Origin of the sequence: Chitinophaga eiseniae, assembly GCF_012641265.1 — a bacterium.
In the GTDB taxonomy this organism is placed as follows: Bacteria; Bacteroidota; Bacteroidia; order Chitinophagales; family Chitinophagaceae; genus Chitinophaga; species Chitinophaga eiseniae_A.
Map to the genome: position 1 here is coordinate 1328735 of NZ_JABAHZ010000001.1, position 26743 is coordinate 1355477.

Sequence of the window (26743 nt, forward strand, 5' to 3'; positions counted from 1 at the left end):
TATTATAGGAATTAGTTTACCTCAACCAGGTTGCCGGTTTGCTTTATTTTCAACCCATATGAAAGGGATAGAATGTTGAGAATTTCAGTAATATCATCCTCTTTCAAAAAAGAACCGGTAAAAGTCCGTTTGTTAATCTCCGTATTGCCGGAAACGATTTTAACAGGCAGACTGGCCTCTATTGCAGCAAATACATCCCTTAACGGCGTATTCCTGAATACCAGCAATTGTGAAGTCCATGCTGTATTGACAGCTACATTATTTTCTATTTTCCCTTCCCTGCGTTGCACCGCATAGGTGAATTGTTGTGCGGGAGACAGTATAGCTGGCTGCGTTGCCGGCCCACCGGAAATGGCTACCTGTACGCGGCCTGTTTTGACCTCCACGCTGGCCATTTCATTGGCGCCCGCATCCGAAACAACAAATGATGTTCCCAATACATTTACGTTCAGATGCGATGCTTTCACGGTGAACCTGGCATCCGGATTTTTTCTGATGTCAAAAAAAGCTTCACCATTGAGCGTTACACTTCTGTCTCTGCTAAATTTTGCGGGGTAACGGAGCCGGCTGTTAACATTCAGCACCACGATGGAACTATCTGGTAATATCACCTCCCTGACCTGGTACTGGTTAGTTACCACCGTATACATGACCGGAGTGGCCATCAAATCTGTTAGCTCATTTCTAAACAAATACCCTCCGAATAAAATGCCGGTCAAACAAGCCGCAGCTGCCCAGTTCAGGTAGCGTGGTTTCCTTATGGAGCCGGTCTTAATAATGGTCTTAATATTACTTAAAGCCCTCTCCTTTCTTTCATCATACTGGCCCTGATCTGTTTCTTTATCAGCAGCTACCCTGGCCTCTTTAAACCACTGTTCAATGACGGCTGTTTCTTCTGTCGAAGCGTGGCCGGACAAATAATTACTGACAATCTTTTTTAACTTCAGCAGATTCATTGCAGACGATTCTCTAATAGTATGTGCTGAAAAAGGGTAAGTAGTACCGGTACAACCAGGTTAAGGAATTGTTACCAAATCAGTGGGAGTAGAAAATGAGGGCGATGGCGATGCTATGCCGCAAGGCTTTTAAGGCTATATGCAGTTGATTCTTGACCGTTTGTTCTGAAATCCCCAATTTCCGGGCAATTTCAACAATACTTAGTTTGTACTGCCGGCTGAGTAAGAATATCTCCTGGGTACGGGGAGAAAGACCGGAAATTTCCCTTTGTAATTGTTTAACTAAATCCTGCTCCTGCAGGCGATTCAGGATATCATTAAATACCGGCAGGAGGTCTTCCTGGACCCGGTCAATTTGTTCGGGTGAACTTAACAGTGATTCCAGCTTTTTAAGCGCCTGAAACCGCACCGCCTGGAAGAGATAACTTTCAAATGATTGCTGTATGGTAATGGTGTTGCGCCTTTCCCAAACAGAAACAAATACATTTTGTACGATATCCTGTGCATCGTCATAAGACCGGAGTAACTTATTGGCGAAGCTGAACAGCGGATGCCAGTATTTGTTGTACAACAGATCGAATGCTTTCATATCCGATTGCTGGATACGATGCAACAGATCAGTGTCATTCCATTCAGTTGTACGTTTGGCGCTCATAAAACTGCCGCAAAGTAAATATTTTTCGCTTCAAATAGAGGAGGTTTCCGATGGAGGTGCGTTCTATAATCGTTGCTTTTCAATATAGTAGCGGTTTATTGAGGCAATATTATCGTTTCGTTAACCTTATGCGAAAGATACAGTGAAGGCTTTAGAAAAGTGACAATGAAGTTGACAGTGTAGCCGTTCCGGCTGAAATTTTAAAAGAACTCCTCTGTATTCATTCATACAAAAAAATCAGGGCGGTATACTTCCGGTATGCGGCTCTTAACTGCATTAAGCGCCCTGCTGATAAAAACGAATCAATCCTGAAAAGCGTATCTTTATACACTATGGATACTGCTATGCTTTTAAAGGCCCACGTGGCCAAATTAGCCTCCCTTACGGAGGCGGAGTTTGAACATTTTTATAGTCACTTTAAACCCATTTCTTTCAAAAAAGGACAAATGGTGATAAGGGAAGGAGATAAAGTTGATTGTGAATATTTTGTTGTTGCCGGTTGCCTGAAAACATTCTACATCAACGATGATGTTAAGATGCATATTCTCCAGTTTGCCATGTCAACATGGTGGGCATCCGACTACCAGGCGTTATATTCGGGAACCAGGGCCACTGTGAACGTAGACTGCATTACAGATGCTGACCTGCTTATCCTTTCAAACGACGACAGAGAAAAGCTTTGCGGTGAGATCCCCCAGGTAGGCCACTTTTTCCGCTGGCGAACCAACAGAGGCTATGTGGCCGCACATAAGAGATTGCTGTCTTTTATGAACAATGACGCCAAAACACGTTACGAAGAGTTGATGCAGTTATATCCACAGCTTTACAGCATCGTTCCCAAGCACCTTATAGCCGCCTACCTGGGCGTTTCCAGGGAAACACTCAGCCGTTTGTATAACAACCATAAGAATGTGATATAGGTCACGTAATATACTTCCTCCCCCGTTGTTACTTTGTATTGTAATACAAAACACCATTACTACCAGAAAATATAGGTATATGAAAGCATTATTGATAACAGCCTTTTTGCCCTTTTGGTGGTGGGGTTCCCAGGCACAAAACTACAATACAATGGAAACAACACAGAAAGATGCAATACAGGTATCTCAAGTACTGGAGAACGATTATTTTACAGGTATCTATACTGGTGATACAGGAAAGCTCCGGAAGATTTATCATCCCGGAACGCTTCTTTTTGGGGATGTAAAAGACCAGCCCTATGCGAAAACGCTGGACGAATATTTAACCGGCGTGGCAGGCAGGCAAAGCCCTAAAGATTCAGGCAAAACTTTTAAAGGCGAAGTGCTGAACATCCGCGTTACCAACTCCATCGCGGTGGCCGAAGTAAGGGTAAAGATGTATGATTTTCTTTATCAGGAATATTTGTCTTTTCACAAGCTAAACGGCAACTGGCTTATCGTTAATAAAATGATCAGCGACGTTGCAAAAAATGTCGCAGATCCGGAGAATGACAGGTCAACAACCAATGAGTCCGCGGATAAAAAGCTAAGATTGATTGCTACCATGGAAGTACTTCCGGGTTTCGAGACCGATGTTAAAAAAGCAATCAGTGTAATGGCCGTTGAAACCCGAAAAGAGGCTGGTGTTGAATTGTTTCTGATCAATACCCAATCCGATTCACCCCAGACGATTGTTGTTTACGAGGTATATCAAAGCAGCGAGATTTTTGAGCTGCACAAAGCAGCTCCACATGCCAAAGCATTCTTCGAGTTTGTGAAAGGTAAGATCAAAAATGATAAAATAGCGACCACTTTTTTGACAGATATAAGCAATTAAGAGTTGTGTAGAAATTGAAACAATACACAATAGGTCTAGGTTGTCATATTTGATTAAAGATCATAAAGTGATTAAATTATGTGGAACAATACAGCAGTAACAAAACTTCTTGGGATTGACTACCCTATTTTTCAAGGTCCGTTTGGCGGCAATCTTTCATCGACCAGCCTGGTTGCCACTATTTCCAATGCGGGTGGGTTGGGAGGCTTTGGCGCATATACGAATACGCAGCAGGAGATTATTGAAATAGACAGGCAGATAAAAGCTGCTACCAATAAAGGTTATAATCTGAACCTTTGGGTGTCTGATACGGATATTCCCGGTGGGAATGGCACTGTTAGCGATGAACAGTATGAGAAAACAGCACAGTTGTTCAGACCTTTTTTTGATGAAGTAGGGCTACCCTTGCCGGAGAAGCCCGCTCCTTTCCATTCAGGATTTGAAAATCAATTACAGGTAGTGTTGGATTTGCGCCCGAAAGTTTTCAGTTATATGTTCGGCACACTGTCACCGGATATCCTGGAAGAATGTCGCAAGCGCGGTATCATCACCGTAGGCGTTGCCACTACATTGGATGAAGCTATCGCCCTGGAAGCATCGGGGACAGATATGATCATTGCGTCGGGTTTTGAGGCAGGCGGTCATCGTCCCTCCTTCCTGGCCTCTGCCGAATCATCTACGACAGGTAGTTTTGTGCTGTTACAATTAATCCGGGAAAAAGTAAAAGTTCCGGTAATCGCCGCAGGTGGCATCGCTACCGGTAAAGGCATCGCAGCGGCGTTAGCGTTGGGAGCAGATGCCGTTCAGGTGGGCACGGCATTTCTGGCTTGCGATGAATCCGGTGCGCTACCTATTCACAAGGAAATGCTTTTTTCCGACAGGGCAAAATATACGTCACTCACGCGCGCATTCACCGGTAGGTTGGGTAGAGGGATCGCCAATCAAATTACCAAAGGCTTAGAGGGCAAGGAAGGACAACTGCTGCCATTTCCTTTACAAACACAATTCACGTCCTCTTTAAGGAAATCTTCACTGGACAAGGAGAAATGGGATATGGTATTTTTTTGGGGCGGACAAGTAGCGCCGTTGTTAAAGCACAGAAAGGCAGCTGAACTAATGCGTGCATTGGTGGAGGAAACGACTGCATTTTATTCATGAACGGTAAAAAACCAGCATCATGAACCATTCAAAAGTATAGTATGTTACCGGTGCTTCACGTGGAAAGCGGTGACCGTGACTGCGGGTTTCAACTAAGCAGGTATTGTGATCGTCCTTTCGACCATGTTACCATGTCATTCGTTCCTTCTGATTACTGCAACGATTCGCGGTAAGCCACTGGAGATATATTGGTTTTCTGTCTGAAAAATTTTCTAAATTCCTTCGCTCCAATTCTTCTATCCGTCTTTTCAATACTTCATTTCTTATTCAACTAAATGTATAAGGTAGTTCCCCAACTTTGTAATGCGGTGGGGCGCTTATGATTCCGATCACCTTTTACTATCCCCTTATGGATTCTAAGTTCAGGTAAAACTTATACCATGTTTTTGCAAACATGATTTTCCCAAAAAAGTTAAAAGTTGGTTGGCAAGTTGATACACTTTTGTTATCCTTATTTGAGGATAACTGTGCCCCTTGTCAGAGTCAGCGTGTGTAGCGTACTTAATTGCCGTAACCATCATCTTACAGAAAGCATCTCTATTATAACCGCCTTTCACAGCAGTATGCAAGTTTTTCTTTAATTTCGCTGGGGTATTTAAGTCTTCTGAAATTTCTTTACAGAAATGGTAGTGTAGCCAAACTTCAAAACAGGGATTGCTGATTGCTGTATTCCAGTTTGCCGCATCAGCACAGCTTTGAATTAGAGAGTATATATCCTTCTTCGGCCATTTGTCAACATCTAACACAAACCAAACATTGTCCTCCTTCTCAATTCCCTTTTATAAGCATATTCATCAATTCTTTGTTGCATATGTTTCACGGCCGACTTTCCCCCATCTCTAGGAACAATTTCAACAATAACCCTTTGAGACAAATTCTTGAAAAACGTAAAATAATCATCCTCTCTTTCACCTTCAGCTACTATTATGAATTTTCTGAAGTCCCTGTGTGGTTTTCCTTTCTTGTATCCCCTATTAGTATTCCTTGGCATATTGTTCCCAATTAAGATCCCTTAAATTCCCTAAAAATGGAATAGCCCCAAATCGCCCTGACAAATACCCCTTACGAATGTCAAGATCCGGTCGAACATCATAGTCACTCAGAGGATAAAATTGAGAGGCCCCTTCATCATTCTTCTCTGCAAACCAGATTTCATCTTGGCGGAACAAGTCAAGATCTAATAGATTTGATTCGTGTGTAGTAAATATTAATTGTCCTTTTATTCCTACCTTTTGGATTTTACTAATAAACTCCTTTAGTAAGGAAGCATGAATACTCTGATCTATTTCATCAATCAAAATTGTAATTGGGAACTTATTAAGTAAAAATATCGCAGGTATAAAATCAATGAGTCTCAAGGTGCCATCGGACTCATTAAAAAGCTCAAATTTAACCTTCTCACCTTTATTATCTATGTGATATGTTATTGCCTTCTTTACAACCGGTTTACCATTTTCTATAAGAGCAATGGCATTTTTATAGTCTCCAACAGCTTCTCTATCGCCTCCTTTTATTCTATTTAATACCCGCTCTTTTTCCGACAGATTGTCTTCACCAAAGAACTGATCGAAATCAATAGTTTGTATATCTATTTCATGGATTCCTGTATGAAACCCATGCATAGTAGAATTAGTGAATTCTTTAAACTCATGATCTTTTGTAAAATGTTCAACTAATCCCGCATACTTGGTATTGGGGAAAATAATTAGCAAATTTGTTTCAAACCACTGGAATGCTTCGCTTATTTCTTTATACTTTTTATCTTTTACCAAAAATATAAATGGTACGTTATGCTCTAATACATCCTCTTCATAGATTTTGACTAATAACTCATCCTTACCGGTCTTAATATACTTAGGATGTAATTTTAAACTGGTTTTCCCTTTTTTTTGCCTTTTCCGTTCAAAAATAAGTTCATCAGCCTTCTTACCATAATATAAACGATACAACCATTCTTCCACTATTTCTTCGTTGGAAATAGAAATACCATATGCATATCCTTTTCGACCAACAACAAATTCTATTTCCAGCGATGATGGCTTTCCTTTAGTGTCAGCTAACTTAAATTTTAGATCACTATCTATGACTCTAATATCTCCTTCTTTTACTATTTGGCTTAATAGGCCAATTGCCATAATTAGGTTGGACTTTCCAGCTCCATTTGCACCATAAATAACGGCCGATTTGAGTAAATCTAAATTAGTGAGCTTGTGAACGTGTTCGGGTAAACGTCGGACCTCGCCAGTAAGCATATTAAATTCTGTCTCTTGGTGAAATGACAAAATATTTTCTGCTACAAATCTTATAAGCATGAAATGACTTTTAAATAGATAGGATGTAATATTCGCTTATCGCTCCAACTAAGATAGCATTTTATCTATTTATAACGAAAAAATCGTTATAACGATAATTTTTCCAAGAATTTCTATCCTTGCATATCACTCCACAGCATTATCACCAAAAACAAAAAAACCTTGTAGAATCAGCTTCTACAAGGTTTTAATTACGTAAGAGTATTTCTTTTTACTCTCCTTCGTGATCCCTATGGTACAAAATTCGAACCAGTTGATAGAGGACAGCACTCTAATTGCAAATATTATAGATATGTAATATTCTCACTGTAAATTATTTAAAGAACCAATTTGACTATTTAATACTACGATCAGTAATACCGATGCAAATAAAAGCAAAAATTGTAACACAACAAACAGTTTGGCTTATTTTTTGAAGATATATTATATATATTACTAATATATTATTATTCCTGGCCTTGAAATGTTGAGGAAATTGTTAATCTTCCATTAACGTGGAAGTAATTAACAATAATCGCATTTTGAACAAATATCTTTGCCTGCCATAAAAATTCTGACAATTTACAGTATATTCGATTCGTTAGTCCATTTCATTCTATGATTGATTTTAACGCCAATGATCGCCTGACTCCTTTAAATAGTTTTCTTGCTAACATGGAATATGTGAAAAAGCAGGCAAATAATCCCACGGTGGAAAAACTAAAACCTCTAATGTCAATAAATGATCGCCCAATCATTTATGAGAAAACTATTGTGATAATAAAAGGTAATAAGGGATGCCATAAAAGCCACATTGCAGAGTCAATTGCCAGCGCCGCTATTGCAAGAAAAGGTACAGACATTGGCAATTTCCTAAGTCTAAAAAGACATTGCAGTACTCCTATCGAAGTACATTATTTCGATACAGAACGCACAATCCATTCTCAATTCCCGGCTGCACTGAAAAGGATATATAAAAACGCAGGTTATATTGAAAGACCCGACGAATTAGTTCCTTGCTCTTTAGTTATGGAAACTAGGATCGATAGAATTAATATTGTGCAATCGTATTTGGAGATGGTATTTAATAATAAAGATGCAAGCCAAGTATACAAGGAAAGGATGCTCCTAATATTTGACATTATAACTGACTGCGCTGCTGATTTCAATTCACTACCTAGCTCATTAGTTGTGGTAGATACTCTCAATCTACTAGTGAATAAGTTTCCAGTATCGATAGTGGTTGTGATTCATGAAAATAACAGCAGTGAAAAATCAGAAGGGCACCTGGGAACTCAGCTTGAGAAGAAAGCATCATCAGTATTGCGATCACAAAAGCATCTCGATGATACTGGCAGTACCTATTTAACAATAAGCATCAAGAAACAACGTGATTCAGAAGAAGATAACGAACCGATTTATACGAAATTTGATGGGAACACTTTATCACTCAGAATAATTCCCAAACCCGCATCTGCAGACACCGGCGAATCCAACGGCATAAACAGCACATTTCAGAATGCTATAAGAGACTTCTTCACTAATAACGACGAAGCTACCAGGGACCATATATGCCAGTCCATTGGAAATATTGTAAACATGAAGCCAGACACGGTTGCCAGAAAGCTAATGAAAACAGCAAGTGAAGAGATAATCATACCTACCGATGACGGTGAAAAAGTACTGAAGAACATAAAAAAGGGCAGAGAGACTTATTATATTCTGGAAGATCTTAATTAACGCAACTCAAGCGAAAAAAGTTGAGAGGCAGTGTTAGCGCTAAAAGAAGGGGGCGTCCTGCTACGTCTTGCAGACACCCCCCCGCCTCCCACACCCCCGTAGCGACTAGCAATACTTCACCTGGTCCATAAAGACATTCATTGGAAAAAAAATATTACCCGTAGGCTAAGGCTGAAGGCGCGCTGAGGTGGACGCGGAGAGAGCGTTTAGCAGAGTGCTGAGGCGCACCGGGTGGGATTTTTTTTCCTTTGAATGGCTGGGAGACCAGGTGAAGTCTTAAATTTGCGAGAGGGGGTTTGTGAGGCTCTCTCACCTTACCTCCTAACCCCGTTCTTCTTGCTATTTTCACTTACTTGCTTTTTTGCACTCTTCCCAGCTGCTTTCTTTACGGTCTTTTTTGCTACTCCATTCTTTGCTTTCGGTGGATCAATTTTTACCTCGGCAGTTTCAGAGATCGGCAAAGAAGGAGTTTTTTTCTCTGCCACATTGTTAGATGGAGTGGACAATCCTTCGCCATTTCCAAGGCTGACAAGATTTGACAAAGCTTCTCTAGCCGACGTTTTCAGGAACTGTTTATGGTCCAGCCGCATTTTAGCATTGGAAAACTTTAATCCCCGTGGTGGGTCCGCCTCGATAAATATCTTACCTTTTTTCGGATGTTCTGTTTCAATAATGATACCCTTTCTTAGATATGTTATTGCATCACGCCGGTTATTATCGTTATTATTGAACAGTGGAATATCGAATCGGCTGGCAACAGCGGTCAATGACATCGCACCCAAAAACTCGATGTTCTTATCGCTGTTAAGCATATTAGCGTTAGGATCAAGACGTATCCAGGAGTCAAATTTTAAGCGTACAAATTTAGGGTTAACTTCTCCATTGCCGTCAACAATATTCACTGTACGCATTCCAGGCTTGACTGATTCAACCTCAATTTTTCTGGTCAAATTCCTTTTATCAACAGCTCTTCCTTCCAGCAGGGACAATAGTTCCTCCATTGTCGGGCGGAAATAGGAAGAAATCAGAGCTTCCGTTTTCTGGCCTTTTGATTTATCAACTAAGGTTGAATGAATCGGTGATATTCCCAGGAAAAAATTTTGATCCGCATCTTGCGTCCATTTCACCTCAACTTTTGCAGATAACGATCTATTCTTATCCTCGGAAGATACGGAGTGAGTAAAGGAGGCACTTTCAACACCTTGGAAGAGGTCATCTCTTACCTTTTCAATCTTATCTTCGGGATAACCCATTATAACCAGACTTGAAACGACACTATTAATCTGTCTTTCAAAATCTGCTGAATCTTCTAAAACTCCTGTTAATGCCATAACTATTTGTTTTAAAGTTTAACTGAAACAATTAATTTGTCATTGCTAATTGGTTTGGCCGTTTTTCTTTTTTTTAACTTAATAATATTTTTGTCATTGGTGACATCTGCTGCTGGAATTTGGACTTTGTTTTTTATTTCTTGTCGAACGTAAACTGCTCGCAAATCAGAATTGTGTACGTGCATTTCCTTCTTTTGAATCTTGAATAGCCGTGTTCGGCTTGTAGCATTATCGTCGAGTACATTTTGCGGCAAATTGTTAACATCAATCTTTTGTCTATTGATTTTAAAGAGTCGTTTTTCATCAAATACAGGATTTGATTTTCCCAAATATTCCCGTGGTTTGATTTCTTCGCTGGCGGATGGAACAGTTAAATTACTATTGGTAAATTCCAAGAAAACATCTTTCATGTTTCTATATCTGTTGCCAGGATGCAGAATATCCGAAATTTTAAAACCAATTTTCTGCATATAGCTAAGATCTCTCCCTCCATTGATTGCACGTATAAGAGCATCCGCCTTGATCTTGACCATAGACAATTCATCACGTTCATCCGAAGAAAGTGACACCCTTTTTGATTGGGAAATAATATGATTATACACTCTCCACTTTAGTTTCTGAAAATCCAGGCTATTAGTAATACTTCTACCATATCTGTGCATAAATTCCTCTTCTTTTCTATTCCATCTATTATAAGCCTGTAATACGCGGTTCTCCATTTTGGGTATATTTTAACTGCTACAACTTTTTACCATTTGAGATACCTCCAGAAAGAATTATCCGATTGGCATGTCTACGTTTTAAATCAATTCTCTTGGTGTTCTCCGATTTAACTTTTTTGTCCTTATTCCCATTCAAATCGGAAATAATTTTGTCCATCTGTTGAGTATCACTTCTGGCCTGTCTTCTCTTAGCAATCTTCCTAGCAGAAGCCGCTGCGAGATCAAACATTTTTTTTGAAATAATATTTATAGTCCGAACAGTATTTATAGCTCTTCCAATTCCAAACCTGGGGTATATCTCCCTATTTAGCTTTCTTATTTGGTTATTAATAATTTTAAGAGTGGCCAGGTCATCTTTATTCTTTGTACCATCAAAGCTACGCCTGATATTCTCTAGTCCATTTCTCTTTGCTTTGAGAAAAGCCTTATCCTTTAAAATTTCAGGACCAAACATATTTACGTAGTTATTGGTTCGCCTGTGCAAGCTATCCAGCATCGCATCAATTGGCCTCACACCATTTTCTTCCATAAGACGCTAATTTACTAGGTTATCAACGGGCTTACATTTAAGCAAGTGCTTGCCTTTAATACTTATTTTCAAATGTCGATCCCCACTCTTTTCAAAAAATTCTACATGAAATTTTTTCCCATCGGCAATGGTGAACTTCTCAAAAACAGTGACTATCTCCAGATCGGCATCAGGTGGGACAGCATTCATAGAATCAAGATTTGAATACGTTGAAAGTATTTCCTTTTCCATATGTGAAGTCCTTTTTGACCTGGTACGATCCGCGATAAAGAATTTGCAAAAATCTACATCGAAAGGAATTGCGCTGCCGTTGTGAATCCCAAATCGAAAAAACATTTTTCCACCAGCAAGATAGACTCCCTTTAATCGAATGGTAACATTACCGTTACTAGACATCGGTTTCCTGGACGTTGGGGAAATATATTGTATAGCTCCAGCTATTTGTCTTACACGCTTTTGCGACAATTCCAATCCCCCATCTGCATACTGGTTAGCATCTGAAACGGCGAAATCATAAATATTTTTAAATATATCGCTAGTATAGGATACATTAAACGAATAAATGCGGCCATCATCAGTAAACACACTCACATTTGTCGGAATAAAATTTTCCTCACTAGCTTTGATTCGCAGCACATTGGATACTTTACTAATCTCGCCAATTTCAATGCTGGCAGATCCTCTGTCAGCATTCTTTATGTTTGCCGGAAATACCAAAAGAGTAGTTTTGCTCAAACAAACTTTCACTTCCTTTGGAAACACTTCTTGGGAGTAAGTCTTCAAACATGTGAACAATAGACAAACCCAACAGCACAATACTTTAACACTTTTCATCTACTTAAATTTACACGGTTTAAAAAATCAAAATGAAGGTTGTTGAAATCCTTTTATTTTCAATTCCAATTTCATAAAAGCATGAGCTTCATACATGGTAGGGAATCGAGATAAATGGTTAAATACCTGAGTAGGGTAAAATAGTCTAGCATGAGAAAGAAGCCGAAAATCCCCACATGCCACTTTTCCAAATACCGTATTAAACCAGTATTTAATTTGCAAAGCAATGGCAATTACATTTCCCGGATACTCCATTTTCTCCATTATCAAAACAGAGTTAACGGCTTCAAATAAATGAACCCTTTCCTTCCTGTATCCAGCGCACAAAAGATTCGCTGATTTTTCAAAATATCGATCATCCCAATCGATTTCCTGCAATTGCTTTTCTAGTCTGGAAATAGCGATGCCACCAAAATTTATATTGGGTAGTTCAATTGGCAATTTCAATATTGCATTATAAGAATCAACTTCGTACTCTCCAGATGAGTTCTTACAAAAGGACAACAGAAAAAAAAGCGTATCTTTTTTTATCTTTTCTGTTCTCATAATTGTAAAGAGATCAGAGGATGGCTTAATAGAAGAAAGTTCCTTATCTGTAATTGTCAATGATATTGCCTTCAAAGTTTGCTGAATATACTCGCTCATATACAGTATTTATATAATTAATTAGAATCCTTCAATAAGACAGGATGATTAGCTTTAATCGTTACGCGGATCAACTTGGTTTTTCTTCCAATGAGGGTTTTGACGGATTGAATCCCAGCACTAGCTGCCTGGGCTGTAATACTTGGGTCTAACGATGCAAGCTGTAGTGATTGAAGAGCATTGTCGGCATCAGTCTTAGCTATATCCCTGGTAATAGAACCTGGAACTGGTATCCCTTCAATTCCGTCGTTGTTATACATTTTCAATGACACAGGAAAAAGATTATCTCCATACTTTATTTGGGTAACTGTTAGCTGTAGCCTTTCTCCTGCTATTGCCGCCACCCCATAAACGAATGTTCCACGTGGGATCTGAATGCCATTTATATATAAATCGACATCCAATCTCAATTTGAGTGTGGAACCGCTTACAATAGTTGCTGTTGTATGTACAGTGGCGGGAATTGCATTATCAATTCTCTGTTCTTCTGATGATGAAATATCAAGAAAAGCCTTCTTGTGTACCACCTTTTTGCGGATCGTGTCGCGATTTGCCGGAAACAAGTCAGTAAAACCACTGTGGGGGTCTACTTTAAGTGGAACTACGTGATCTTGTTTTTGCATTGATAATTGCCTTGCCCGCTCCTTTATCCGGCTGGGATTCTGAATATCAAGGACTTTATCGAGCATCCCATTAAGTGTTGATAGCTCTGGATCAACAGGGGCGGATTGCGTTTGAAGGCTTGCCATAGCATCCTCAAGGGCTTTTATAGAATGTTCTTCAACTGAAGCACTACTTTCGTCAGTCCTGGTTTTACCAGAAACGTTTGGTTCTTCTGCCACACGTTTCGACAATTCGGCAAGACGCCCCCGAATCTTTTCTTCTGTAGCGTTATTCGCCGCTGCAGTGGTCGGAGAAAATGGCGCTTCTACAACACCGCTTCGCTTTCCCGTATCAACATCCCCTGCTTTAAAGTAAGGGTCATATTCTCTTGCAATTTTCAAATTGCTTGAATCCTGTTCCTGTTGCGCATAGAGGCTCATTTTGTCGGAAGGCTTTTCGCCTTGGAAGTCCGGATTGGGAAGATTAAAGTTCAATCCAGAACTGGCACTCTGCTGTCCTTCGGAGTGGCTATTTCCTCCACCAAATGAATAAAATAGTAGCGCCACGAACGGAACAATAATGACTGGTAAAAAAAGTAGCGGCTTTAATTTTCTATCACTTAAATTTATTCCTGCAATCACACTTGCCATAACACACAAATATTTGAAGTGAAAAACATCATTTACTGAAAAATAAATTGTCCTGCATTTTTTGTAAAATATCAGGTCCATTGGGTGTACGTCTAATACTATCAACCAGGTTAAGATATTCCTGGATGTATAATGAATCTGCAGCAGAACTAGAACTACCATAGATGCCAGAATCCTGTATTAATGGCATATCAACATTCTCTTTAATTACAATTCCTGGCGTATTTCTAATCAAGACCTGGACTAAACTCAAAATAGACATGCCTCCAAAAACAGTAATAAACATAGCGAGACAGCGAATTTTCTGACGTCTTGAAAGACTTGCCTGTTTCCTGTTCAAGTATTCGGCAACCTTAATAAATAAAAGATCAACCTTAGTTGAAATCCAATTTCCCACTGGAGATTCTACATTCTTATTCTTGAAAATAAATCTGGGTAATCTCATCTTTTAAAAATTTGGAGGTCATTATTGCGTACTATTTCCCACTTTTCTATAAGCAGGCCATGGGGATTTGCATCAGTACGATCCTGTAACACTCGCAGTTCACCTGTTGTGATCAAATCCCTCAGAACAGTGCTGGTAGGTCTTATAATCTTCTGTTTCCCATAAAATGTAAAATGAAAAGGTTGCTCCACCGTACTTACGGAAATACTATCCATTGTAAGTTCCTGGGAAATATTTCCACCGACAACTTGCTTATAGTAACCGGATTCCTTCAGGTTGTCATACTGTACTTTAGCGCTTTTATCTGCCAAATAGAGTGCTTTTGAAATTTGATTTTCGATGGCTTTATCATCCGGGAGAAGAGAAAAAAACAACTCGTGAAAAACCTTAACATGATCTCTGCACTCAACTTGCATATTATCCCTTCTGCTAGCTGCTATTGCCTCCAAAGCCTTTCCGGAATTTGTAATAACGAATATTCTTTTCCCAACTGCTTCAGCATAAACAGTACAACGATATATTGCAAATCCGCCTAAGAGGACAGCTGAAAGCACCAACACAATGCTAAACAGCCTGATGTGCTTGAACGCACTATCAATATTCTTTAATTGTTCCAACATAAAACCGCACATTTTCAATCACACAAAAAATAATTACCCTGCTATCTTGGATTGCATATAATTGGAGGCCATTCCAACACTCTGAGTCGCAGCAGTTGTTGCTGTGTTAACAGTGTTACCCGCAATCCTAGTCACCTTATGCTGCAACGCATTTCCACCTCCGACGTGAACTATCCACTCAGCTATATTGGGAACAGTAGTGTATGCGATAATCCCAATGATCAAAAAAATGATATACCCGGTGTCATATAAACCAAAAACGGTTGTACCATCACGCGTTAGAGATTCTAAATCCAATTTCAAAATATTCTCTTGTATTTTACCCAGAATTGCGGCTAGAATATTGCATACAGGTAACCATAAATAGACATTCACATAACGACTGAGGTAAACAGTCAAAGTATGGTGAAAACCATCGAAAACACTGAGTCCAAAAACTATTGGGCCTAAAACAGCTAAAACGATAAGATTAAACGTTCGCAGTGTATTTATACACAATGCAGCAGCAGCATACAAAATTTGTAAAATGACTGATATAATCTGCTTAATGGAGTTTTGCATTCTATATGCTAACTTACTTGCCACAAACTCCATATTGTGCATAATTTTCTCTTTCCAATCCTCAGTCTGTACATCCTTATGCGCGTATTTCATCCATAAATCACGATCACCAGAACCACCTTCACCAACTAGCGCCTGCCACTGATCGGATCTTTTCATCATTTCCTCTTTCTTCTTAAATAATTCTTTAATCGCCAGGTCAGATTTGTCCTTTACCTGCTTAGTGCCGATTACAGTTGGTGATAAAATTCCATCCATGATACTAATCACAACAGGAAAGTTGAGAATACACCATCCAAGTACAAATGGACGTAGTAAAGGGTATACGTCAACCGACTCACCATTGGCAATATGCTTCCAGACACGATGACCGATGTAGAAAGTCGCTCCCATTCCTGCAATTGCGCGTCCTACCCCAATTAAATCACCACACATCGGTATCATATCACTTTTCAATTTGTCCAGAACAGCCTGTAGGCTGTTAATACCATCAGCAATTCCTTGGGCTGAAGCCAGGGAAGGGATAAACAGTAAACAGACAATCAACAACACAAAATTCCTTTTCATACCACATTTATTTAATTAACTGTTAATTCCGCTGATCGTAAAGTGCCCCCACTGCCTTTATCTCTGACGCCTCTTTCCGTTTCTGCATGTCCATTATAATACTGGATGAAGTGAATCTTTTAAAGAAGTCTACTTTCTCCAACATCTCCGAATGTATTGCATCAATCACCTTAATCCTTTCTTCATCGGATGCTCGAATGGTATTAGGGGTTATGATAGCCAACAGATCATCAAGATTTTTCAAACTCGCTTTCGATATGTTTGAGTACATATTATCCAGGAAATCAAGTTCATTGATGGAAAATCCACTATTAGAGCGGAAATCTCTCATTGCATCTTTGTATTGTTTACTTAGCTGAATTTGATATTGTATAATCTCAGCAACCTTGTGATATTTTTTTACTTCAGGACTAACCTGATATAGCGCATCTAGGAAGGCTTCATGAAGTCGATAATTTCCACTAGCAATATTTTTCACCTTATCGTAACCATCCGTCAGAAGTTTATATCCCTGGTACATATCCTGAAGAATACGCTTAAACTGGCTCAACTTCTCAATATCAAGAGCCAATTGGGCGAGTTCTTGCACTTGTCCATGGGACTTCAGAGGCAAAACAGTAGCCATAAGGATCAAAAAAAGAATGCAAACCTTCCTCATCATTTTCAAACACACCGCATTCATAAATAATAACTTTTAAGAAAAATCAATCACTCAGAATAAACACCATGAAGAGTTTTTAAAAACTCATCTTCGCGATTTGTAATCGAATTATTTTGGATTACGTTGTATAACTGATAATTGAATGTTGTCAAATCCTGTAACACATAATTTATATCACCAATAATACCGTCTATCCTTGACAATCTACCATCCTCCGTAAATTCAAAAACACCACTGGAAAGGACATCAGCCATATCAGAAAAGTGAGTCAAAATAGCGGTAAACATACCGGACAGTGTTTCATCAATAGATTGGATTTGACCAACAGTAAAAGTTGATGAGTTCTTTGCTCTATTGACTAGCTTTCTTGAAGCAGACAAAATATTATCGGATTGGTGTAGCAAGTCCGGTATATTAGCGTACTTCACAAAAATTGGATTTACATTTTTCAGCGATTTAAAAAAAAGATTATGGAGATTGAACTCACCACGCTTAAAAGCATGATAGGCATCAAGACCACCTTTTACAATCTTATACCCTTCACCTAAATACGTAGTGTATACTTTCAGGGCTGCAAGTTGGGCTGCCATATATTTAAGCTGTGTTTTCTTCTGACTAAAAAAAGATTGAGAGAAAGCAGCAGTAGTCGCAGCAGCTAACAGGAATATGAGCAAACAAACGCGACGCTTCATAAAAAAAGTTGAATAGGTAATAAATTTATTCTAAGCCATATAGTATTCGGAGACTATTTACCTCCGACAAATCTTTTGCACGTTGAAGAGATGTCAAAACATTAGAAGAGTTGTACTCGCGTAAATCCCGGTAATTCTCATCAACAGCATCAGATGCTCTTCTGATTATCTCCAACCGAGCCGCGTCGGTCATTTGAGTTGAAAAGCTATTAATGACAAATGTCAGCTCATCAATATTTTTCAACGTTTTGGACAAAATCCCCTCATATACCTGCTCCATGGTTTTGATTTCATCCGGTGTAAAATGCTTATCTGATTTAAAAAGTGAAATAGCATGTTTATACTCATCTACTATGCCGACCTGTTTTGTAATAATGCCTTTGATATTTCTATAATAGGCAATTGCATTTTTCACTTTCCACAATTCGTCATAATAGTTTTGGTACAACGTCTTCTGCTTTTCCATCCAGCTATTTATCTCTTTGAATTTAAGAGACGATAGTACATTCTCAAGTTTTTTCTGTGCGTTTTGAAGTCCTATTGTCTTGTTTTGCAGACGTTGTATTTGCAAATCAATTGCCATGATTATTTTTTTTGCCGCAGCTTTGACAACCACCCATATAATAGCCTTTGCTTCCATTGTGGGCGCAATCGTAAATAAAAAGCACAACAACCACACGATAGTCATTTTCCTCATATACTTAGTTATTTTTAAAGTTGCGAATCACGGATTAATGCTTGTATTCCCCGTTCAATATCACCATCAAACTTAGCCGCATATGATAGCACCTTTACTTTTTCCGATTCCTCAGTGGTATACGCGAAATACTCTTCAGGACTAGGTTCATAACGGTACACTTTCATCACCTGCCCACCCAGGTCAATAAATATTTCGCGATACCGTCTGGTTGGATCATTGGATCGATTAACAGATAAGACTAATTCTTTTCCTTTATCAGAAAGCCCAAGCAAGTTTTGTATGTCGGAGAATTTATTTGTGAACTTTCTTAGATCCAATAAAATTTTACAATCTGCGTTGGAGATAATAGCATCCTTAACAATTGGGCTGCTTATCAAATCAGTTAACTCTTGCGTAACGGTTATCGCCTCTCCGAAAAACTTTCTGACTGTTTTATATAAATACTTCATGAACTCAGCCATACCACTTCTCATGATCGCCTTCCATGCTTCTTCTATAACGATGACCTTCCGGACCCCCTTAACCTTTCTCATTTTGCTAATGAACATCTCCATTACCAACAACGTAACAACGGGAAACAAAATCGGATGATCCTTTATATTATCCAGTTCTACCACAACCATCCGCTGATTCAAAAGATTCAAATTATCGCGGGCATTCAGTAGAAAAGAGAACTCACCGCCTCGATAATATGGCTTCAAGACATACAGCATATTGGTAATATCAAAATCCTTCCCCTGCACACGCTCTTTCTCCAAAACATCCATATAGTCACCCTGCAAAAACTCATAAAATGAATCAAAGCATGGAAAAATATCAGGATTGTTTGCTAGTTTAGTATAGTATAACTGTAATGCATTTGAAATAGCAACATACTCGCTCCTATTAAATGTCTCCGTTTCTCTCTTCCAAAGACCTATCAATAGAGTTTTAAGGCTTTCCCGCTTCTCAATATCTAAAGTATCATCGGCGCCAATATAGAACGGATTAAACTGAATGGGGTTGTCTTCTGTATAACTAAAGTAATATCCACCCAATAAGTTGCATAAGCCTACATAGCTACCACCGACGTCTAGTATCACTGAATGTGCGCCATTTACATGGTAGCTCCGTAGTAACGCATTCATGAACATGGATTTACCAGAACCACTACCTCCAACCACAATCTTATTACGGTTAGTGATAACCCCCTTCTTCATAAATTCATCGCTAATATCAACGTGGAGCGGTCTTCCACTAATTCTATCACCTAACCTCAATCCGAATGGGCTAACGCTACTTTGGTAATTTGTCTCAAAATTTAGAAAGCAACAGGCTTGTTCCAAGAATGTTGAAAACATTTCATTACCAGGAATTGAACCAGCATTTCCAGGAAGAGAAGCCCAGTAAAGTTGAGGCGCCCCAACGATTTCTTGTCTAGGGACGGCATCCATTTGTGAGAAAGCAGCAGCGCATTTATTCCTAACTTCTTTCGTTTCATTCCAATCTGCTGTCCAGGCTATAATATTGAAGTGCGCCGAAACAGGTTGTCGTTGCTGGCTAAGGGATTCATTAAGATAATCGTTCGTCGCGTCACGACTGATCATGTTCTCGCGGGAATAGTTAGCCAATGATTGCAGACGTCTTCTTTTCGCCTCTAAATTCTTCAAAGTCGTAACTGTATCCTGTATAACTATAAATTGGTTATAGATATGATTACAGGACAAAAGCAAATTTGCCGGAGAGGAAAATCCCACACTGAACTTCGTATTATCAGTCGAATAGCGATCATAGGTGATTCGTGGCCCACATAGAGCTGGCAAGTCATCTACTCCAGCAATGGAAAACATCTGGCAGAATTTCTCACCAATTCTCCATTCTGGTTTAAAGGAGATGTCAGTTAGCTCATGCTGATTAGATTCAGATTGCAGAAATAAATATTGTTCTAATAAGCCTCTTTTCTCAGCTGTGCCTGTAATATCTTCATCTGACAGCAATTCGCTTTTAATAAATCCACCATCTGAAAGTAATCTTTGAAACTGGCTAACGCGGTCGGAAAAATCTGCAAGAGATCTCTCATCTACCACCTCCGGTTCAATTGCTGTACGCCGGAGAAGCAAGTTTGAAACAACAGAACTAGAGGGTCGGCGGCCAGGGTTCCGTCTTGTGATGAATACATAACAACAATGGTTGAGGAAGGGACGTTCGTTATAAAACCGTTCGCTACTTCTTCCTAAAAATGACTGATCGCCGCCATCAAAATCAGCTTTATAAGTAGACTCAACAAACCAATCTTGTTTGTGAACAACTGTGCCAGCGGGAAGCACTTTCATCGCCTTTATCCAGGCTGCATGGATATTCTCATAATCGGCGGTATTCAAGGTAAAGATCTCTGGGAGAAAGACCTTTATTCCTACAGTAACATCACCATCCCGTGACAGGATGTTGCCGTCTTTAACTTTATAAATTGGAAAGCATTTTTCGAGCGACACTCGCTTGTCCCTTGGCGGCATTATCTGGAGTACAAGCGCGCTAAGTACAATCATAATGATAATCAACAGCACAAACATATCTCACACACTTAATCATTAACAATTATATTCTTTTCTTGACTGAGGCACTACTATCGTCAACAACTACTCTCGGCAAATGGCCTCCCTTTAATTGAGTAGGTAATTGCTCCGGCGGGTCATTTGACTTAACCTGGACATCATCGGAATCACCCTTTCCCGGATTTGGGTTATTAGTACTTTTCAACTTTTCAGATACTTTTCTCTGGAGGTCAGCATGCTCGGCCTTTAGCTGTACCAGTTCGATGTCTTTGTCAAACTTCCTCTGAATTATACCATCAAGTAATTCCAAACTATTTTTAATAGTAGAAATCTTTTTTTCCTGCTGTTCTCTTAAATTAGTTACCCGGTCAATAGCGTTCAAGAAATATCTGGCAGCGAGCTTGGGGTTGTCGATATTGATTTGACCGTTGCTTTGCATATACTTAATTTCACTATATGGACTCATGGCATAGAAAACAGTCTGAGACATCGTTCCACCTTCTGTCTCTTTAATCTCGGTACGTTGAAACAAATCAAAGCCGTACAGTACACCGATTTTTTTAACAATCAAGCCTTGCGCTCTTTCTTCTTTTGTAAGACCTATGTTATTTCGTATATCAATGAGGTAATTTCCTATGGCTTCAGGATTTGGATCATGAAAATCATTTAGCGAAATCGAATTTACTTTTGAACCATCCTTTTCAAATTGCAACCGGCTCTTATATAACTGCTCGTCTCCAATTAGAACTGACAACATAGGTTCTGCGTGAACCAGGTTGTACTTTTCCTGTTCATAATCACTTTTGGCACGGGCTAAATCACGTAGATAAGCGGATTTTCTGCCTTCCAATGAAGCAATCTTCTTTTCAATCTTCGACAACTCAAGCAATGAAGTATCCCCACTTAGAATTGCTACATACTCGCTAAAGTTCATTCCATTTTGTTCGTCCATTGCACCCTCATCAATTGTCCTTACATGGAGACTCGAATTTTTCATTTGCGAAATAAAAAGCTGCTTATTCTTCAGCAAACTAAATTTGTAATTATCCAGCGTTCTTTCGACCGCGTAGATGTAGCTCTTTACTTTATTGTTATAGTAGTTTTTCGCGACCCAATTTCCTGCACGGACTCCACGGCCATTACGTTGTTCAAGCTCGCTGGGCTTCCATGGTATATCCAAATGATGCATGGCAACGACGTTCCGTTGAATATTCAACCCAGTACCCGCTTTATCTGTACTGCCCAAAATAATCCTAATGTCACCACGGTTAAGTTTTTTTATATAATCTTTTTTAGTGGCGTCGGTCCAGTCATGGACAAAAGTTATGTGGTTTCCTGGTATGCCGAAATCCCTTATCAGCTTCTCTTTCAGTGCATCATACAAATTAAATTCATTGGGTTTCGGGGTTCCCAAATCTGAAAACACAATTTGGACACCCTTATGTTCCATGCTCTTCTGGTACCACTCATTAATTTTCCTGGCACAAACATTTACCTTGTTGCCAGGGTCATCTTCGTAATGATCTGACACTAGCCTCATGTCTGCCGCCATCTTCTTCGCATAATTGGTGGCGATCAACATCCGGCCCTTATCTTCATCTTTTGTTAACGGCGCTCTACCAATGAGTGTGGCATCGCCAGTTTTGGCAAACTGAATGAGTTTGTCCATAAACGCAACTTGATCTGCAGTCGGAGCGATGTTTACTAACTCCTCATCCATTTCTGGACGATCTAATACGATATTTTTTGCGGTCTTATAATCAGTAATCTCGCTGTAAAAAACCGCTAACTCCGGCACTTTAATAAAATGCCGGAATCTTTCTTTGGCGATAATTTCATTGGTAACGGAGAACTCAAAATCAGTTGATTTCTTTGCATAAACTGCTGCCCAAGCATCAAAGTTTCCGATCTGCTGCCGAAGTAGCTCTTTAGGACGTAAGTATTTAAATAGCAGGTACATTTCAGTCAAGCTATTGCTGATTGGTGTACCAGAAAGGAATGTCACACACAAGTCGGCATTAAAACGTTCCTGTAAGGTCCGAACGGCAAATAGCATATTCAACGCCTTCTGGCTACCCTCAATATTTCCAAGACCAGCTACCCGATTGTGTCTAGTAGTAAATGTAAGGTTCTTGAATTTATGGGCCTCATCAACAAAAATGTGATCAACTCCCATATCGCCAAAGGAAACACCTTGATCTTTTTTACTTTCGATCTTGTTCGTGATCTCCGATAATTTGGCAGTAAGATTTGCTTTTCTTTTCTCCAATCCCTTCCTCATTTCTTTTGTGATCTTCGCGCCTAATGTCCCCAGCGTATCTAAATCTTTTTGAAGGTTATCGAGTTCTTCTCCGACGATCTGACTTTGAATTTCCAAGGACTGAGGGATCTTACTGAACTGGTCATGCGTGATTATTACCGCGTCCCAATTATTATTCTTTATTGTATGAAATAACTGCTTGCGTCTTGAAGGACTAAAATCCTCTTTGGCTGGTGCAAGTATGCGGGCAGTTGGATAAGCGCGCCGAAATGATTCAACAATCTGCCCAACATTCGCTTTTAATGCCAATATCATCGGCTTATTGATGATCTGGAGACGTTTCATTTCTTTGGCAGCACAAATCATAAGAAGTGTTTTTCCAAGCCCCACTTCATGATCGATGATGGCACCTCTATTTTGAATTATTCGCCAGATAGCATCCCGTTGACTTTTGTATAAATCGGGGACACCTTGTTCATTCAGTCCTAACCCTAGTCGTTGTCTATCAAGTCCAGGAAACTTCAGGTGATCACCAGAATAGGTTCTCAACTTATAGCAGTTGAATGTCTTATTATACAAATCCTGGAGTCTTTGTTTTCGACTATCTGGCAGTTGTGTAAGCCATTCGGAAAATTGGGACCGGATATTCTCAATCTTCTGATGAGCGGACTGTATGGCTTCGTTATCTGGCAAGCGAATTACTCCTGTCGGAGTTTCAATAGAGTAAGTATAATATGGAGAGGTATTCTCCAATGCGTTCTCAAAAATTATCTCCGGTGAGCTGTTGCGCCCGTCCTTGGTCTTAACAGTATATTCTACATCAGCTTTTGATCTTGATCCATTAATCTTGACCTTAAACACATCTACCGATCTAAGAAAGTTCACATCACAATTAGCACCAAGTACCTGGGAAATAAACTCACTATAAAGATTCATAGGTATCCAACGTTCACCAAGATTAAAATCTAACAAGTCAAATGGAATCGGCTCAGGAAGAGACTGACGGAGGGCTTCGCAACTATGCTGTAAAAAAACATCATCGGGAGAATTTGCCAGCGCTCCTTCTGCTATTTCCAGTTTTTCAAAAATATTACCACTCAAATATCTGTCCGTTGGTTCCCAGGAATTTGTTTCAGCATTAAGGCAAATACTACTTCCCAATAGTTCTATCGTCGTACTTTCCTCCTGTTGCAACATTGTCGCTATATAAGTCAGATCTATGCTGCCTCTTTCGTTCAAGCATACCGCCATAGCTTCATGCGGATCATCAGTTAAATAGGTTTCTTTTTTCTTCACCAGACTACCAGTGAGTATATCTCCCCGGAGTAGATTATCACCATCTTTTTTCTCAAGTGAAGAAAGAAGAGTAAGAGCGTGGGCACCATCTTTCAAAATCAGCGTTCTATTCCCTGAAGTGTTCAACTTACCGTATGTACCAGTAAAATCATCATATAGTTCATTGAGATTTTCCCTAATGCTGACTTGCTCAACCTTCTGAATTGTTTCTTTAGCTACTAAATCATAGTAGCAATCCCGCATTTGAATATATCTTTCCAGGAACTTACTATCATTATCATTAAACTGTAAAGCAGTGAATACAGCCTGATCGTTTTCCTTATCAACATTAGACAACACTCCAAACCTTCCCTGGAAGTGAACCAGCGTACCGTTTTCATAAAACACCTTTAACCGATGAATTGGCTCTGGCGCATCATTTTTTAGCCGAAATGTATGTTCCAGAGTCAAGTCCCCCTCATACGTATAATCGTATCCATAGTCCTTTAATTGCGCTGAAAGTTCTTTTACAGCAGAAATGAGGTCTGGTGTGTCTAACCAAGTCGGTGGTAAATTAATTTGTTTAACATTCGAGAATATCCTATGCTTCCACTTTTTTGCACCTTCCTTTCTAGCCTTAATTAGAACAAAAGATTCGTGATTGGGATTTTCTGTGGTCCTAATAATGGAAACTATCTCAGCGGTTTCTTTTGAAACGGATTTTGCATCTGCGAGGGATATATAATCAACCGCTCTATTTGTAGCTCCAGACAAATTAGTTGAGAACAACCCACCTTGAATAGCTTTACCCGGCTCTTCATCAGATACATCAGGAACTTTCAGGAAATCAAACTTTCTTCCGTCCTGTTTTTCCTCGATACTTTTCGCTTCGACAAAGGTATGCTCATATCTTGCCTGGAAATCCAATAACAACCGATCCTGCAATAGTATGCCTAGCGTATCCATCGGTCCGGAGTGCCAAATATTAAGCATCGGCTTACCATATTGGTTTTTCCCCTCAGATATTTCACCTAACACGACATCGGAAAGATATTCATCTACAAAGGAATTATAATGATAATCACCTAAATCAGCGGTTCTATTAACAGTTTCTATGAGCTGGCGCTCTGCGTCTGAAAGTTGTTTTTTTGCGTTATTCTTTCTCGTAATGATGAGATGACTACTGGCCTCGGTGTTGCCTGTATCCTTCATCAGGTTATCCGGCAGGGCAACAACACTTATCAGATCGGAACTATTAAAAAGGTACTCCCTGGCAGCTTTATTCCCTGGTGTATTAAGAAATGCACTTGTTGTAATAAAGGCTAAAACACCGCCCTCTTTTAACTTGTCCAGACCTTTAGCAAAAAAGTAATTATGAATGGAAGATGTCAGGTCTTTATTCTCTATTAACGGATCAAATACTTTTATATCTCCGAAAGGAATATTACTAACTACTAAATCACTCGATAGATTATGTTTGATACCGGTTGATTCAAATGGCGAGTTAATCACCTCACATTTCACGGAAGTATTTGAAAGAATAGCCCTCAATACTTTTGCCGTAATGAAATCCTTCTCTACAGCTACAACATCAATACCACTGTCTCCATTCACTTCGCCTTGTGACAGTTGGGACAAAAATTCTTGTATAAAAACACCGGCTCCAGCGGAGGGTTCATATACCTTCTTGGGAAAGATTCGATTTTCACGGAGAACATTGAATAATATCTTAGGAACAATATCTGGCGTATAAAATGCCGTGAGTATATTGTTTTTGATGGAAGTTATCGCTAATCTATAATCAGAAAAAGTCAGCTCAATCTTAAGAAACTCGTGAAGCTCATTGACAAGCTCCCGTAGCTTCATATCAGCGTCAGACGCATTTTGCTGACGCCAACTATCTTCCGTTCCAGGTTCATATAAAACAGCTTTCAACCCGCCAAAGCCACTATACTTCTTCAGTTGGCCTATATCGGATGGAGATAGGGTTGTTTCCCCATCAAACCTAAGCGCAATCTTTATAGCAGCAATATTGTCTCGAAACTTTTCGACAGCACTGTACCCCATAATCACACAGTTTCAAAAACCTCAATCACCTAAATAGCTGGCAATTGTACCTATAATCGCATATTTAAGAAATGGATCATCTTCAGTTTCAACTGAAAACGAAAAGGTATTAAAAACGTCTCCGCATTCCTTTATTAAATTGCAGATTTCATACGTTAGAGAACCCGTTTCCACTAAGACCCAATACATATCTTCAAACTCAGATTCAAGTATCTCGGAGATATACTGATACCTGGAGGGGATGAAGTCTCTAACAAGTTCAGTCATACAAACCTCCATCATAGTAATCTGCGGCACCCCATCACGTTCCATTTGCTTGATCAAATCATCAATAGAGTTAATTTTCTCCCAAATGACTTCTCTAATATTTCTTTTGCTTTCCACAGTAACCAGTTCATTGGGATTATTTAAAACCAGATAACTCCAGAGGTTATCAAATAATTCTCTCTTCAT

Annotated in this window: 24 protein-coding genes; 4 read left to right on the top strand and 20 right to left on the bottom strand. The window is 39.4% G+C overall.

The genetic code is table 11. The annotated features are described in order from the left end of the window. Nucleotides 1-11: 11 nt before the first annotated feature. A complete protein-coding gene (locus tag HGH91_RS05200; RefSeq protein WP_168737363.1) occupies nucleotides 12-956 on the bottom strand; it encodes a FecR family protein in 945 nt (314 codons plus the stop codon). Between the two features lie 79 nt (nucleotides 957-1035). Continuing rightward, on the bottom strand, nucleotides 1036-1611 hold the full coding sequence (locus HGH91_RS05205) for an RNA polymerase sigma factor (protein ID WP_168737364.1): 576 nt from the start codon (nucleotides 1609-1611) through the stop codon (nucleotides 1036-1038). 332 nt (nucleotides 1612-1943) lie between these two features. Between HGH91_RS05205 and HGH91_RS05210 the strand changes: the two genes are divergently transcribed. The 3 genes from HGH91_RS05210 to HGH91_RS05220 all read left to right on the top strand — a co-directional run bounded on the left by HGH91_RS05210 (nucleotide 1944) and on the right by HGH91_RS05220 (nucleotide 4566). Next, the gene (locus tag HGH91_RS05210) at nucleotides 1944-2531 is read left to right on the top strand and encodes a Crp/Fnr family transcriptional regulator (RefSeq protein ID WP_168737365.1); all 588 of its coding nucleotides are present in this window, start codon (nucleotides 1944-1946) and stop codon (nucleotides 2529-2531) included. A gap of 79 nt (nucleotides 2532-2610) precedes the next feature. Then, a complete protein-coding gene (locus HGH91_RS05215) occupies nucleotides 2611-3408 on the top strand; it encodes a nuclear transport factor 2 family protein (protein WP_168737366.1) in 798 nt (265 codons plus the stop codon). A gap of 78 nt (nucleotides 3409-3486) precedes the next feature. After that, nucleotides 3487-4566, top strand: a complete 1080-nt coding sequence (locus tag HGH91_RS05220; protein WP_168737367.1) for an NAD(P)H-dependent flavin oxidoreductase — start codon at nucleotides 3487-3489, stop codon at nucleotides 4564-4566. A 362-nt stretch (nucleotides 4567-4928) separates the two neighbouring features. Here the strand turns inward: HGH91_RS05220 and HGH91_RS05225 are convergent, their stop codons facing one another. The 3 genes from HGH91_RS05225 to HGH91_RS05235 are packed head-to-tail and all read right to left on the bottom strand — an operon-like array spanning nucleotide 4929 to nucleotide 6878. Continuing rightward, on the bottom strand, nucleotides 4929-5312 hold the full coding sequence (locus HGH91_RS05225) for an RloB domain-containing protein (RefSeq protein WP_168737368.1): 384 nt from the start codon (nucleotides 5310-5312) through the stop codon (nucleotides 4929-4931). Continuing rightward, complete coding sequence (locus HGH91_RS05230; protein ID WP_168737369.1) at nucleotides 5306-5557, bottom strand: RloB domain-containing protein; 252 nt, start codon at nucleotides 5555-5557, stop codon at nucleotides 5306-5308. The genes HGH91_RS05225 and HGH91_RS05230 overlap by 7 nt, the downstream gene beginning before the upstream one ends. Beyond that, the gene (locus tag HGH91_RS05235) at nucleotides 5541-6878 is read right to left on the bottom strand and encodes an AAA family ATPase (RefSeq protein ID WP_168737370.1); all 1338 of its coding nucleotides are present in this window, start codon (nucleotides 6876-6878) and stop codon (nucleotides 5541-5543) included. The genes HGH91_RS05230 and HGH91_RS05235 overlap by 17 nt, the downstream gene beginning before the upstream one ends. 654 nt (nucleotides 6879-7532) lie before the next feature. Here HGH91_RS05235 and HGH91_RS05240 point away from each other — a divergent pair. After that, nucleotides 7533-8597, top strand: coding sequence for a hypothetical protein (locus tag HGH91_RS05240; protein WP_168737371.1), 1065 nt, complete (start codon nucleotides 7533-7535; stop codon nucleotides 8595-8597). 314 nt (nucleotides 8598-8911) lie between these two features. Here the strand turns inward: HGH91_RS05240 and HGH91_RS05245 are convergent, their stop codons facing one another. Genes HGH91_RS05245 through HGH91_RS05315 form a run of 15 tightly spaced genes read right to left on the bottom strand, consistent with a single transcriptional unit; the run spans nucleotide 8912 to nucleotide 26743 of the window. Continuing rightward, nucleotides 8912-9928 carry a hypothetical protein gene (locus tag HGH91_RS05245; protein WP_168737372.1) on the bottom strand — a complete coding sequence of 339 codons (1017 nt, stop codon included), beginning with the start codon at nucleotides 9926-9928 and terminating at the stop codon, nucleotides 8912-8914. An 11-nt stretch (nucleotides 9929-9939) separates the two neighbouring features. Then, a complete protein-coding gene (locus tag HGH91_RS05250; protein WP_168737373.1) occupies nucleotides 9940-10647 on the bottom strand; it encodes a hypothetical protein in 708 nt (235 codons plus the stop codon). Between the two features lie 19 nt (nucleotides 10648-10666). Continuing rightward, nucleotides 10667-11179, bottom strand: coding sequence for a hypothetical protein (locus tag HGH91_RS05255; protein WP_168737374.1), 513 nt, complete (start codon nucleotides 11177-11179; stop codon nucleotides 10667-10669). A 6-nt stretch (nucleotides 11180-11185) separates the two neighbouring features. Beyond that, a complete protein-coding gene (gene traN / locus HGH91_RS05260) occupies nucleotides 11186-12013 on the bottom strand; it encodes a conjugative transposon protein TraN (RefSeq protein WP_168737375.1) in 828 nt (275 codons plus the stop codon). Between the two features lie 27 nt (nucleotides 12014-12040). After that, on the bottom strand, nucleotides 12041-12658 hold the full coding sequence (locus HGH91_RS05265) for a hypothetical protein (protein ID WP_168737376.1): 618 nt from the start codon (nucleotides 12656-12658) through the stop codon (nucleotides 12041-12043). 17 nt (nucleotides 12659-12675) lie between these two features. Next, nucleotides 12676-13911: a conjugative transposon protein TraM gene (gene traM / locus HGH91_RS05270; protein ID WP_168737377.1), complete on the bottom strand. Its 1236-nt coding sequence runs from the start codon at nucleotides 13909-13911 to the stop codon at nucleotides 12676-12678. A 28-nt stretch (nucleotides 13912-13939) separates the two neighbouring features. Further along, complete coding sequence (locus tag HGH91_RS05275; protein ID WP_168737378.1) at nucleotides 13940-14356, bottom strand: hypothetical protein; 417 nt, start codon at nucleotides 14354-14356, stop codon at nucleotides 13940-13942. Next, entirely contained in the window at nucleotides 14353-14976 is a 624-nt protein-coding gene (gene traK, locus HGH91_RS05280; protein WP_168737379.1) for a conjugative transposon protein TraK, read from the bottom strand. Before traK ends, HGH91_RS05275 begins: the two co-directional genes overlap by 4 nt. Nucleotides 14977-15009: 33 nt before the next feature. Then, entirely contained in the window at nucleotides 15010-16104 is a 1095-nt protein-coding gene (gene traJ / locus HGH91_RS05285; protein ID WP_168737380.1) for a conjugative transposon protein TraJ, read from the bottom strand. A gap of 22 nt (nucleotides 16105-16126) precedes the next feature. Further along, nucleotides 16127-16786 carry a TerB family tellurite resistance protein gene (locus tag HGH91_RS05290; RefSeq protein ID WP_168737381.1) on the bottom strand — a complete coding sequence of 220 codons (660 nt, stop codon included), beginning with the start codon at nucleotides 16784-16786 and terminating at the stop codon, nucleotides 16127-16129. Nucleotides 16787-16812: 26 nt separating this feature from the next. Beyond that, a complete protein-coding gene (locus tag HGH91_RS05295) occupies nucleotides 16813-17457 on the bottom strand; it encodes a hypothetical protein (protein WP_168737382.1) in 645 nt (214 codons plus the stop codon). Nucleotides 17458-17482: 25 nt separating this feature from the next. Continuing rightward, nucleotides 17483-18154: a conjugal transfer protein TraI gene (locus tag HGH91_RS05300; protein ID WP_168737383.1), complete on the bottom strand. Its 672-nt coding sequence runs from the start codon at nucleotides 18152-18154 to the stop codon at nucleotides 17483-17485. Nucleotides 18155-18168: 14 nt separating this feature from the next. Then, nucleotides 18169-20706: a TraG family conjugative transposon ATPase gene (locus HGH91_RS05305; protein WP_247651652.1), complete on the bottom strand. Its 2538-nt coding sequence runs from the start codon at nucleotides 20704-20706 to the stop codon at nucleotides 18169-18171. 25 nt (nucleotides 20707-20731) lie between these two features. Further along, nucleotides 20732-26290, bottom strand: a complete 5559-nt coding sequence (locus tag HGH91_RS05310; protein ID WP_168737384.1) for a helicase-related protein — start codon at nucleotides 26288-26290, stop codon at nucleotides 20732-20734. 21 nt (nucleotides 26291-26311) lie between these two features. Beyond that, entirely contained in the window at nucleotides 26312-26743 is a 432-nt protein-coding gene (locus HGH91_RS05315) for a DUF1896 family protein (protein WP_168737385.1), read from the bottom strand.

Coding starts and splice junctions, on each gene's coding strand:
- HGH91_RS05200 (WP_168737363.1), bottom strand. CDS start 956: ATGAATCTGCTGAAGTTAAAAAAGATTGTCAGTAATTATTTGTCCGGC.
- HGH91_RS05205 (WP_168737364.1), bottom strand. CDS start 1,611: ATGAGCGCCAAACGTACAACTGAATGGAATGACACTGATCTGTTGCAT.
- HGH91_RS05210 (WP_168737365.1), top strand. CDS start 1,944: ATGGATACTGCTATGCTTTTAAAGGCCCACGTGGCCAAATTAGCCTCC.
- HGH91_RS05215 (WP_168737366.1), top strand. CDS start 2,611: ATGAAAGCATTATTGATAACAGCCTTTTTGCCCTTTTGGTGGTGGGGT.
- HGH91_RS05220 (WP_168737367.1), top strand. CDS start 3,487: ATGTGGAACAATACAGCAGTAACAAAACTTCTTGGGATTGACTACCCT.
- HGH91_RS05230 (WP_168737369.1), bottom strand. CDS start 5,557: ATGCCAAGGAATACTAATAGGGGATACAAGAAAGGAAAACCACACAGG.
- HGH91_RS05235 (WP_168737370.1), bottom strand. CDS start 6,878: ATGCTTATAAGATTTGTAGCAGAAAATATTTTGTCATTTCACCAAGAG.
- HGH91_RS05240 (WP_168737371.1), top strand. CDS start 7,533: ATGGAATATGTGAAAAAGCAGGCAAATAATCCCACGGTGGAAAAACTA.
- HGH91_RS05245 (WP_168737372.1), bottom strand. CDS start 9,928: ATGGCATTAACAGGAGTTTTAGAAGATTCAGCAGATTTTGAAAGACAG.
- HGH91_RS05250 (WP_168737373.1), bottom strand. CDS start 10,647: ATGGAGAACCGCGTATTACAGGCTTATAATAGATGGAATAGAAAAGAA.
- HGH91_RS05255 (WP_168737374.1), bottom strand. CDS start 11,179: ATGGAAGAAAATGGTGTGAGGCCAATTGATGCGATGCTGGATAGCTTG.
- traN (WP_168737375.1), bottom strand. CDS start 12,013: ATGAAAAGTGTTAAAGTATTGTGCTGTTGGGTTTGTCTATTGTTCACA.
- HGH91_RS05265 (WP_168737376.1), bottom strand. CDS start 12,658: ATGAGCGAGTATATTCAGCAAACTTTGAAGGCAATATCATTGACAATT.
- traM (WP_168737377.1), bottom strand. CDS start 13,911: ATGGCAAGTGTGATTGCAGGAATAAATTTAAGTGATAGAAAATTAAAG.
- HGH91_RS05275 (WP_168737378.1), bottom strand. CDS start 14,356: ATGAGATTACCCAGATTTATTTTCAAGAATAAGAATGTAGAATCTCCA.
- traK (WP_168737379.1), bottom strand. CDS start 14,976: ATGTTGGAACAATTAAAGAATATTGATAGTGCGTTCAAGCACATCAGG.
- traJ (WP_168737380.1), bottom strand. CDS start 16,104: ATGAAAAGGAATTTTGTGTTGTTGATTGTCTGTTTACTGTTTATCCCT.
- HGH91_RS05290 (WP_168737381.1), bottom strand. CDS start 16,786: ATGAATGCGGTGTGTTTGAAAATGATGAGGAAGGTTTGCATTCTTTTT.
- HGH91_RS05295 (WP_168737382.1), bottom strand. CDS start 17,457: ATGAAGCGTCGCGTTTGTTTGCTCATATTCCTGTTAGCTGCTGCGACT.
- HGH91_RS05300 (WP_168737383.1), bottom strand. CDS start 18,154: ATGAGGAAAATGACTATCGTGTGGTTGTTGTGCTTTTTATTTACGATT.
- HGH91_RS05305 (WP_247651652.1), bottom strand. CDS start 20,706: ATGTTTGTGCTGTTGATTATCATTATGATTGTACTTAGCGCGCTTGTA.
- HGH91_RS05310 (WP_168737384.1), bottom strand. CDS start 26,290: ATGGGGTACAGTGCTGTCGAAAAGTTTCGAGACAATATTGCTGCTATA.
- HGH91_RS05315 (WP_168737385.1), bottom strand. CDS start 26,743: ATGAAGAGAGAATTATTTGATAACCTCTGGAGTTATCTGGTTTTAAAT.